The following is a 10,352-nucleotide window of genomic DNA, read 5'->3' as shown; positions in this document are numbered from 1 at the left end:
CCCGGGGCACCGTGCGCCTCGGCGGCCGTCGTCGAACGTCGACCTCGTGCTCCCTGGCGTCGGGCCCCGGGCGTTGATCCCCTGCCTCGGCGGCGGCCTTCGCGCGTTAATCGCGTGCCCCCGCGAAGGCCGGCCGCCTAGGCTCCCCCAGTTGTTCCGACAAGGGGGGCGCAGGCATGGAGGAACTGGTCGCGGCCGTACGGCGCGGGGACGCCGACGCGGTCACGTCGCTGCTGGAGTCCGGGGCCGACCCCGACACCCTCGCGCAGGGCCTGCCGGTCCTGTGCCTCGCCGTGGCCGCGTACGACGAGGACGTCGCCGAAGCGCTGCTGCGAGCCGGTGCCGACCCCCTGCGCCCGCTGCCCGACGGCAGCACCCCGCTGACGCGCGCGGTGGACGGCGGGTGGCACCTGCTGACCCATGCGCTCGCGACCGGCCGCAGACCGCTCCCGGCACCGGCGCGCGCCGACCTGCTGGCCCGGGCCCGGCGCTGGGCCGAGGCGGGCGCCGAGGCCGAACTGCGCCGCCTCACCGGCCTCACCGGGCCCATCGAGCGGACCCGGGTCGAGAACGACGAGATCGGCTGGTGGTGCGAGCAGCTGAGGCTCGGCCCCATGACCGTGCGCGACGAGCACCGGGCCGTCCTGACGTCCATGGAGGCCCTGTACGGCATCCGCACCCCCTTCGACGAACTGGTCGCGCGCGCCCTCGCCCACCCCGACCGGAACCACGTCGTGTGGTGCGACGTGGTGTTCACGCTCGGACGGCGGACCGACGAGGAGACCTGGCAGTGGAGCCGGGACCTGCTCAACCACCCCGACCGGCTGCACCGCCTGCTCGCCGCCGACCTCCTGCTGTCCCTGATCCTCGGAGACGTCGTCAAGGGCGGCCAGCCGTTCTGGGACCGGGGCCGGGAGCTCGTGCCCTGGGCGGAACAGGAGGAGGACCCGGAGGTGCTGGCGGTTCTCCTGCACGCGATGACCCACGACAGCGCCCCGGAGATCGAGGCGGTCGGGCTGTCGTACCTCACCCACCCGGATCCGAGGGTGCGCGCCCTGGTGCCGGAGACCGTGCACCGCCCCGAGAGCCTCACCACCGTGCTCACCCTGGCCCGTGACGAGGACCCCGGCGTACGCGAGGCGGTGTGCCACTGGCTCGCCCACCACCGGGGGAGCGAACCCGAGGTGGGGGACGCGCTGGTCGCGCTCACCCATGACGAGAAGCAGCCGATCCGCCTCTGTGCCGTGTCCGGTCTGGCCGTGCGCGACGACCCGCGCTGTGTGGAGGCCGAGCACCGCATCGGCCCCGTGGCCGAGGAACTGCGCGAAGACGAGCGGCTGCTGGACGTGTGGCGCTACCAGCGCCGCCGGGAAGAGGCGGACGGCGGCTGACCGCCCCGGCCGGAGCACCCCCGCACGCGACTACCCTGGGGGTCGATCCATCCCCCTTGGCAGGAGAGTAATGGCCGTCAACCTGGTCAATGTCGAGAACGTCAGCAAGGTGTACGGCACCCGCGCCCTGCTCGACGGCGTCTCCCTCGGCGTCTCCGAAGGGGACCGCGTCGGTGTCGTGGGCCGCAACGGCGACGGCAAGACCACGCTCATCCGCATGCTCGCCAAGCAGGAGAGCGCCGACAGCGGCCGGGTCACGCATTCCGGCGGGCTCCGCCTCGGCGTGCTCACCCAGCACGACTCCCTCGACCCCGAGGCCACCGTCCGCCACGAGGTCATCGGCGACATGGCCGACCACGAGTGGGCCGGCGACGCCAAGGTCAGGGACGTGCTCACCGGTCTGTTCGGCGGGCTCGACCTGCCGGGCTTCCCCAAGGGCCTGGACACCGTCATCGGCCCGCTGTCCGGCGGTGAGCGGCGCCGGATCGCGCTGGCCAAGCTGCTCATCGAGGAGCAGGACCTGCTCGTCCTGGACGAGCCCACCAACCACCTCGACGTCGAGGGCATCGCCTGGCTGGCAGGCCACCTGCAGAAGCGCAGGTCGGCCCTCGTCTGCGTCACCCACGACCGGTGGTTCCTCGACCAGGTGTGCACGCGCATGTGGGACGTCCAGCGCGGCGCGGTCTACGAGTACGAGGGCGGCTACTCCGACTACGTCTTCGCCCGGGCCGAGCGCGAGCGCATCGCCGCCACCGAGGAGGCCAAGCGGCAGAACCTCGTCCGCAAGGAACTGGCATGGCTGCGCCGTGGCGCGCCCGCCCGCACCTCCAAGCCCCGCTTCCGCGTCGAGGCCGCCAACGAGCTCATCGCGGACGTACCGCCGCCCCGGGACAGCAGCGAGCTGATGAAGTTCGCGTCGACCCGGCTGGGCAAGACGGTGTTCGACCTGGAGGACATCACCGTCCAGGCCGGCCCCAAGGTCCTGCTCAAGCACGTCACCTGGCAGCTCGGTCCCGGCGACCGCATCGGCCTGGTCGGTGTCAACGGCGCCGGCAAGACGTCGCTGCTGCGGGCCATGGCGCAGGCGGCCAGGACCGACGGCGAGGCACAGCCGGCGGGCGGGCGCGTCCGCGTCGGCAAGACGGTCAAGCTCGCCTACCTCTCCCAGGAGGTCGCCGAACTCGACCCGAACACACGCGTGCTGGAGGCCGTGCAGCAGGTGCGCGAGCGCGTCGACCTCGGCAAGGGGCGGGAGATGACCGCCGGGCAGCTGTGCGAGACGTTCGGCTTCACCAAGGAGAAGCAGTGGACGCCCGTCGGCGACCTGTCCGGCGGTGAGCGCCGCAGGCTCCAGCTGCTGCGCCTGCTCATGGACGAGCCCAACGTCCTCTTCCTCGACGAGCCCACCAACGACCTCGACATCGAGACGCTGACGCAGCTGGAGGACGTCCTCGACGGCTGGCCCGGCTCGATGATCGTCATCTCCCACGACCGGTTCTTCATCGAACGCACCACCGACCGCGTCTTCGCGCTGCTCGGCGACGGCGCGCTGCGCATGCTGCCGCGCGGGATCGACGAGTACCTGGAGCGACGGCAGCGCATGGAGGAGGCCGCGGCCGCCTCAACCCCCGCACCGCAGCAGTCCGCCGCCCCGGAGAAGAGCGCGGCCGACCAGCGCGCCGCCAAGAAGGAGCTCCAGAAGATCGAGCGGCAGCTCGACAAGTTCTCCGAGAAGGAGACCAAGCTCCACGCACAAATCGCCGAGAATGCCACGGACTTCGCAAAGGTGGCCGAACTGGATGCGGAGCTGCGGGAGTTGGCCGGTCAGCGCGAGGAGCTGGAGATGCGCTGGCTGGAACTCGCCGAGGACGCGTGAAGGGTGCGTGAAGACGCGTAACGGCGGCATCACGGGCCGGTTCTCCCTTGGGAACAGGGGGCGACGGCCCGCTCCGCTGTCGGAACGGAGTGATAGAAAGAGCCGTCTTAGAACTTTATGAAGCATCTCTGAGCCCCATGGGCATTTCAGGGTGTGGCTAAAAATCAGTGATCGAACGGGGGAGCCGCTGATGACTCAGCCGCCCAGTCAGCCACCGCACGGTGGCTTCGGAGCACCGCAGAACCAGCCGCCGCAGGGCGGTGGTTACGGGGCGCCGCAGACTCCGCCGCCGCCCCAGGGCCCGCCCCAGACGCCGCCTCCTCCGCAGGGACCGCCGCAGCCCGGCTACGGCTACCCGCAGCAGCCCGGTCCGTACGGGCAGCCGCAGCAGCCGGGCCCGTACAACCCCGGCCCCTACGGTCAGCCGCAGCAGCCCGGCCCGTACGGCCGGCCCGGATACGGCTACCCGCAGCAGCCGCAGTACCCCGGCGCGCCCGGCACCCCGCCCGGGGGCGGTTCGAACAACCCCTTCAAGGGCAAGCCCGCCCTGATCATCGGCGCCGCCGTCGCCGCGCTGCTCGTGGTCGGCGGAACCGTGTGGGCCGTCACCGGCGGTGACGACGGCAAGGGCAAGAAGAAGCCGGTCGCCCAGAAGACCGACGACGCCAAGCCCGGCTCCTCCGCACCGGTCAACCCCGGTGACGGCAGCGGCGACGGCGGCGAGGACCCGGAGGACCTCAACGCGGGCCGGCAGGCCGGCGAGGCCAAGGTCCTCTGGTACAAGGAGGCGCCCGACGCGCCCGGTTCCGGCGCCGAAGCCGACGGCATGTGGATCACGGGCAAGACCGCCGTGAAGGCCGCCTACAAGCAGCTCTTCGCCTACAACGTCGGTGACGGCAAGCCCACCTGGGACGCGATCACCTTCCCGCAGAAGATCTGCGCGACGACCCCGCAGAAGACCTCCGACGACAAGATCGTCGTCGCGTACATGAGCGGCTCGAGCGACCGCGCAAAGTGCAACCAGCTCCAGGAGATCGACCTCGCCACCGGCGAGAAGGGCTGGAAGGAACAGGTCGCCGACGGCGCCCTGTTCGACTCCACGCTCTCCGTCGAACTGTCCATCACCGGCAAGACCCTGATGGTGGGCCGCTCCCAGTCCGGCACGGCGTACGACGTCACCAACGGTGACAAGCTCTTCGACAAGAAGAAGTACGGCAACGCCTGCTTCCCCGCCGCGTTCGCCGGCGGCGAGAAGCTGATCGCCGTCTCCTCCTGCGGCGCGGGCTCCGACAAGGAGCACGACGAGGTCCAGGAGCTCGACCCGAAGACCGGCAAGGCCAGGTGGACCCAGCCGTTCGACAAGGGCTGGCGGGTCGCGCGCACCTACTCGGTCAGCCCCCTGGTCGTGTACAGCACCAACGAGGACAAGAAGGCCTGGAACATCTCCACCTTCACCTCCGGCGGCAAGTTCCGCTCGCAGGTCGGCTTCGACGAGGACTTCGCCCCCGAGTGCGGCTGGGCCATCCTCGAGCGGGACCTCACGGGCTGCGAAGGCGTGGCCGTCGACGACGACACGCTGTACCTGCCGACCGAGGCCACCTCCGGCGCCAACGAGATCGTCGCGGTCAACCTCGCGAACGGCAAGGAGAAGTGGCGCGTGAAGTCCCCCTCGGACGAGTCGATGCTGCCGGTGAAGACCGAGGGCGGAAAGCTCATCGCCTACGTGCAGCCGTCGTACGACGCGGGCGGGCAGATCGTGTCCATCCCGACCGGCGGCGGCAGCCACAAGCCGTCCAAGCTGCTGCAGAACCCGGAGGGTGCCGCGGACGTCGAGGACAGCTTCTTCTCCAAGGACATCGACTGGGTCGACGGGCGCTTCTACATCTCGACGACCCGGCTGAGCGGGAACGACGACACGAAGGAGAAGTTGATGCTCGCCTACGGCAAGTGACTCCTCCTCCTTCCGCGCCCCGTTCGTCGTCCGTCCCCTTCCCCGAGGTACCCACGTCATGACCCAGCCGCCGCCCCCGCCGCCCCAGCAGCCCCCGCAGGGGGGCGGCTTCGGCCCGCCCCCGGAGCAGCCGCCCCAGGACCAGCCGCCGCAGACCCCGCCGCAGGGCCAGCAGCCCGCGTCCGGGCCGAACCTCGGCAAGGCCCCGGAGCCGGGGTACGGCTACCCCCAGGCGCCGTCCGCGCCGCAGACGCCTGCCCCGTCGGCTCCGCAGAACACGCCGCAGCCTCCGCAGGGTTACGGGTATCCGCACAGTGCTCCGGCGCCCCAGCCTCCGCAGGCCCCGCCCGGCTACGGCTACCCCGGCCAGCAGCCGGGGCCGTACGGGCAGCCGCAGGCGCCGTACGGGCAACCGCAGGCGCCCTATGGCCAGCCCGGTTACGGGCAGCAGCCCGGCTACGGCTATCCGCAGCAGACCATGCCGCACCAGCCGCAGGCCGGACAGCCGGGCGGCGGCGCGAAGCTCAACGTGCAGCTGCTGATCATCGTCGCCGCGGTCCTGGCGATCGCCCTGATCATCGGCGGCGGCGTCTGGTACGCCTCGTCCGGCAAGGACGAGGGCAGGCAGAACGACACCGCCGGCCAGAGCGGCGGCACCGGCGGCACGGACGACGGCAACGGCGGCACCGCCGCCGGCAAGGAGAAGGCGCCGTCCGACCCCAGCGCCAAGGTCCTCTTCCAGGTCCCGGCGCCCGAGGTGAAGAACGACAGCACGGTCGTCGTCTCCGGCTCGTGGCTCACCGACAAGGCGTACGTCAAGAGCGGCATCGCCCGGATCGTCGGCTACGACCGCGACAAGGGCAGCGAGTTGTGGAAGCTGCCGCTGGCCGGTCCGGTCTGCCAGGCCAGCCGTCACGTCACCGACGACAACCTGACGGCGATCCTCTACCAGCCGGCGATGCCCACCAAGGCCGACCCGTCGCACGGGTGCAGCCAGATCGCCCTCATCGACCTCGACGCGGGCAAGAAGCTGTGGACCAAGACGGTCAAGAGCGGTGACCAGCTGGTCAACTTCGACAACATCACCCTCAGCGGGAAGACCGTCGCCGTCGGCAGCACGAGCGGCGGCGCCGCCTTCGACGTCTCCGGCAAGCTCCTGTGGAGCCCCAAGCCGGCCGACTCCTGCTACGACGCCGGCTACGGCGGCGGCGACAAGCTCGTCGCGGTGCGCAAGTGCGGCCCGTACGACCAGAGGCAGCTGCACATCCAGACCATCGACCCGAAGTCCGGGAAGGTGATCTCGGAGTACAAGATGACCGAGGGCATCGAGTACGCGAGCATCGTGTCCACCAACCCGCTGGTCGTGGCCGCCGATGTCGGCGACTCCGCGGGCGACGGCAGCGGCATCTCCGACTTCTTCTCCATCGACAGCAGGACCGGCAAGCTGCGCACGCGCATCTCCGCGCCGGGCGAGCAGTTCGCGGCCCGCTGCGAGGGCATCACCCGCGTCGAGGCGTGCAACCTGCTGGCCGTCGGCAACGACCGGCTGTACTTGCCCACCGAGGAGCACGACGGCACCGGCAAGTACAGCCAGACCAACGAGATCGTCGCCTTCGACCTTGCCACCGGCAAGCAGACCGGGCAGCGGGCCGACGCCGGCGACGGGTACACCATCTCGCCGCTGCGCATGGACGGCGGCAACCTGATCGCGTACAAGCGTCCCCCCTACGACAAGGGCGGACAGGTCGTGAGCATCGCCGGAGGCAGCTTCAAGGAGACGACGCTGCTGCAGAACCCCGCGACGGACTCGGTCCGCGACGTGGAGACCAGCATGTCGCCGGAGTACTCCGAGTTCCTGTACGCCGACGGGCACCTTTACATGTCCAAGGTGTATGCGAGCAAGCGGTCGACAGTGCGGGAGAAGGAGTACCTCGCGGTCGGCTTCGGTACGGGCTGATCACTCCGACCGGGCTCTGACCGGGTACTGACCGGTTCTTGATCGACTGGTGGCTGATGTGGCCCCGTCCCTGTTCAGGGGCGGGGCCACAGCTGTTTGGCGCGGTCAACCTGGAGGGCTGGGAATTTCGGCGATCCGGGGCGATTCTCGCCGGTAGGGGGAGCGCAACGTCGAACAAGCGTGTAGCTTCCGGGGGCATGAAGGCGGGGGAGCCGGGGGGCTTCCATGGGGGGGCTGGGGTGACTGGGGGGTTGCTCGATGGGAGTGCGGCTCATGGTGGTCGACGACCACCGATTGCTGGCCGAGGCGCTGGCTTCGGCGCTGAAGCTGCGGGGGCACCGGGTGCTGGCCGCGGCGGCGCCGGCCGCGGGCGCGGCGGAGCTGGTGATCACACGGGCGCCGGAGGTGTGCCTGCTGGGGACGGCGGCGCCGGCCGAGCCGGGGGTCTTCGACCCGGTGGTGCGGATCAAGCGGGAGCGGCCGCAGGTGGCGGTGCTGGTGCTGGGGCCGGTTCCGAGCCCTCGGGGCATCGCGGCGGCGTTCGCGGCGGGGGCGTCCGGCTATGTGCGGCACGACGAGCGCATAGAGGGTGTCGAGCGGGCGATCATGAAGGCGCGGGCGGGGGAGGCGGCGGTGGCGCCGCAGCTGCTGCAGGGTGCGTTCGGTGAGCTGCTCAACCCGGCGGCCCAACCGGACGACGAGGGCCAGCGGTTGCTCCAGATGCTCACGCCCCGCGAGGTGGAGGTCCTGGTCCGGGTCGCCGACGGTGAGGACACCCGCCTGATCGCGGCGGGCATGGGCATCGCACCGTCGACGGCACGCACGCACGTCCAGCGGGTCCTGATGAAACTGGGCGTCGGCTCCCGCCTGGAAGCGGCGGCCCTGGCGGCCCGCACGGGCTTGCTGGACAGGGCGGGACCGGTACAGCGCGAGCAGTGAGCCGGGGAGGGCGGTGGGGTCCGCTCAGCCCCCGCTCGGGCAGTGGTGCCGCCGGGGCGGCACGGGTGGGCGCAGGCAGCACCTCGTCGCGCCGAGTTGCGCGCCCACCCTGCCCGGCAGCGACGCCGCGCACCGGACACCCCCGGGTCACTCCACCCGCTCGTCGTCCTCCGGCTCAACCCCGGGCGGTGCCGGGGCCGCAGGCCTCAGCTTCAGCCAGACCAGGAAGAACACGCCCAGCAGCAGCATCCCCAGCCCGGTCCACAGGTTGATGTTCACCCCCTCGGCCTTGTCGATGTCCGCGTCGGACGCCGTGAACCCCGCGATCGTGACGATCACGCCGTAGACCACGAACAGCCCGCCGATGATCCGCCGGATGTCGAAGAGCCGCGCAGCCGTCGCCGACTTGCCCTGCAGCTCGGTCACTTCCCGCTGCAGGTCCTTCTCGGAGTAGAACTCGGACATGTGCGATCACACTCCTCGGTCGGGGGTCAGAACGAGAACGGGATGTAGCAGGCCGCGGCCAGGACGATCGCGCCCCAGCCGAGCAGCGCCGGCTTGCGGTACCAAGCCTCGTCCCCGGGCGCCGGCGGCTCCGACATGCCGGGCGAGGTCGTGCCGTAGACCAGCCCCTGCAACTCCTCGGCCGGCTTGGGCGCGGTGAACAGTGACACCGCGACCATGACGACCGCGCCCGCGACGAAGCCCGCGATCGCCGAGACGAAGTTGGCCCCCTGGTCGGAGGGGATGTCGATGATGTCCCGCTTGTAGAGGACGAAGTAGTTGACCATCGCCGCGGTGGTGCCCGCGAGCAGCCCCCAGAAGCCCGACTTCATGGACGCCCGCTTCCAGAACATGCCGATGATGAAGACGACGAACATCGGCACGTTGAAGAAGGAGAAGAGGGTCTGCAGGTAGGCCATGATGTTGGAGAACGAGCGGGCGAGGAACGCCGTGCCGATGGAGGCCAGGACGCCGATCGCGGTGATGAGGCGGCCGAAGCGGACGTAGTACTCGTCCTCGCGGCCCCTCACGACGTACTTCGCCCAGATGTCCGTGGTGAACACGGTGTTGAACGACGACACGTTGGCCGCCATGCCCGCCATGAACGCCGCGAGCAGGCCGGTGACGGCGATGCCCAGCACGCCGTTGGGCAGCAGCTGCTCCATCAGGTAGGGGATGGCGTCGTTGTACTGGAGGTCGGAGCCGGACGTGCCGATCTTCGGGACCAGCACGGCGGCGACCAGGCCCGGGATCATCACCAGGAACACGATGAAGATCTTCGGGAACGCCGCGATCAGGGGGGTGCGCTGGGCGGCCGAGAGGTTCTTCGCGGACAGCGCGCGCTGCACCTCGGCGAAGTTCGTCGTCCAGTAGCCGAAGGAGAGGACGAAGCCGAGGCCCAGGACGATCGTCAGCCAGTTCGCGCCGAGCGGGTTGTCGTTGCCGATGCCCGTGCCGCCCCAGGACGTCATGAAGTCGGCGCCGCGGCTCTTCGTGAGGGAGTCGGACAGGCCGTCCCAGCCGCCGACCTTCTTCAGGCCGAGGAAGGTGATGGGGATGAGCGCCGCCAGGATCACGAAGAACTGGAGGACCTCGTTGTAGATCGCCGAGGACAGGCCGCCCAGGGTGATGTACGCCAGGACGAAGAAGCCGGCGACGACGATGGCCACCCACTCCGGCCAGCCCAGCAGCGCCTCCACGACGATGGCCAGGGCGTAGAGGTTGACGCCGGCGATGAGGATCGCGGCGAAGGCGAAGAGGACCGAGCTGAGCAGGTGCGCCGCCCGGTCGAAGCGCATCAGCAGGAACTCGGGGACCGAGCGCACCTTCGAACCGTAGTAGAAGGGCATCATCACCAGGCCGAGGAAGACCATGGCCGGGATGGCGCCGATCCAGTACCAGTGCGTGGTGTAGACGCCGTACTGGGCGCTGTTGGCGGCCATGCCCAGGATCTCCGTGGCGCCCAGGTTGGCGGCGATGAACGCGAGACCGGTGACCCAGGCGGGCAGGGAACGGCCGGAGAGGAAGAAGTCGAGACTGGTCTTCACCGAGCGCCGGGCGGCGAAGCCGATGCCGAGCACGACGAGGAAGTAGATGCCGAGGATCGTGTAGTCGAGCCAGTTGGTGGGGAGTCGTAGCTCGGCCGACAGATATGTGGGGGTTTGCATGAGCCCTCGCTTCGTTGCGCGAACCGATACCTCGCGGGATCTTCTTCTCCGCGTCCAGCAATTGAAC

The 10,352-nt window shown here is 70.3% G+C and carries 7 protein-coding genes; 5 read left to right on the top strand and 2 right to left on the bottom strand.

The annotated features are described in order from the left end of the window. The first annotated feature begins 176 nt into the window (after positions 1 to 176). The 5 genes from AB0937_RS17805 (at position 177) to AB0937_RS17785 (ending at position 8,114) form a co-directional block, all read left to right on the top strand. Complete coding sequence (locus tag AB0937_RS17805) at positions 177 to 1,391, top strand: hypothetical protein (RefSeq protein ID WP_366712715.1); 1,215 nt, start codon at positions 177 to 179, stop codon at positions 1,389 to 1,391. 70 nt (positions 1,392 to 1,461) lie between these two features. Further along, the gene (locus AB0937_RS17800; protein WP_366712714.1) at positions 1,462 to 3,267 is read left to right on the top strand and encodes an ABC-F family ATP-binding cassette domain-containing protein; all 1,806 of its coding nucleotides are present in this window, start codon (positions 1,462 to 1,464) and stop codon (positions 3,265 to 3,267) included. Between the two features lie 190 nt (positions 3,268 to 3,457). Next, complete coding sequence (locus tag AB0937_RS17795) at positions 3,458 to 5,218, top strand: PQQ-binding-like beta-propeller repeat protein (RefSeq protein WP_366712712.1); 1,761 nt, start codon at positions 3,458 to 3,460, stop codon at positions 5,216 to 5,218. Positions 5,219 to 5,276: 58 nt separating this feature from the next. Then, complete coding sequence (locus AB0937_RS17790) at positions 5,277 to 7,175, top strand: PQQ-binding-like beta-propeller repeat protein (protein ID WP_366712710.1); 1,899 nt, start codon at positions 5,277 to 5,279, stop codon at positions 7,173 to 7,175. Between the two features lie 258 nt (positions 7,176 to 7,433). Then, on the top strand, positions 7,434 to 8,114 hold the full coding sequence (locus AB0937_RS17785) for a LuxR C-terminal-related transcriptional regulator (protein WP_366712708.1): 681 nt from the start codon (positions 7,434 to 7,436) through the stop codon (positions 8,112 to 8,114). Positions 8,115 to 8,261: 147 nt separating this feature from the next. On the opposite strand, the gene AB0937_RS17780 is transcribed toward AB0937_RS17785, so the two are convergent. Together AB0937_RS17780 and AB0937_RS17775 are read right to left on the bottom strand one after the other, a co-directional pair. Continuing rightward, positions 8,262 to 8,579: a hypothetical protein gene (locus AB0937_RS17780; RefSeq protein ID WP_366712707.1), complete on the bottom strand. Its 318-nt coding sequence runs from the start codon at positions 8,577 to 8,579 to the stop codon at positions 8,262 to 8,264. 26 nt (positions 8,580 to 8,605) lie between these two features. Continuing rightward, positions 8,606 to 10,285 carry a sodium:solute symporter family protein gene (locus tag AB0937_RS17775; protein ID WP_366712706.1) on the bottom strand — a complete coding sequence of 560 codons (1,680 nt, stop codon included), beginning with the start codon at positions 10,283 to 10,285 and terminating at the stop codon, positions 8,606 to 8,608. Positions 10,286 to 10,352 lie beyond the last annotated feature (67 nt).

Source organism: Streptomyces sp. NPDC047880, assembly GCF_040706515.1.
Lineage (GTDB): Bacteria > Actinomycetota > Actinomycetes > Streptomycetales > Streptomycetaceae > Streptomyces.
The sequence above is the reverse complement of the archived record's forward strand: the minus strand, read 5'-3'. Positions and strand labels throughout refer to the sequence as shown.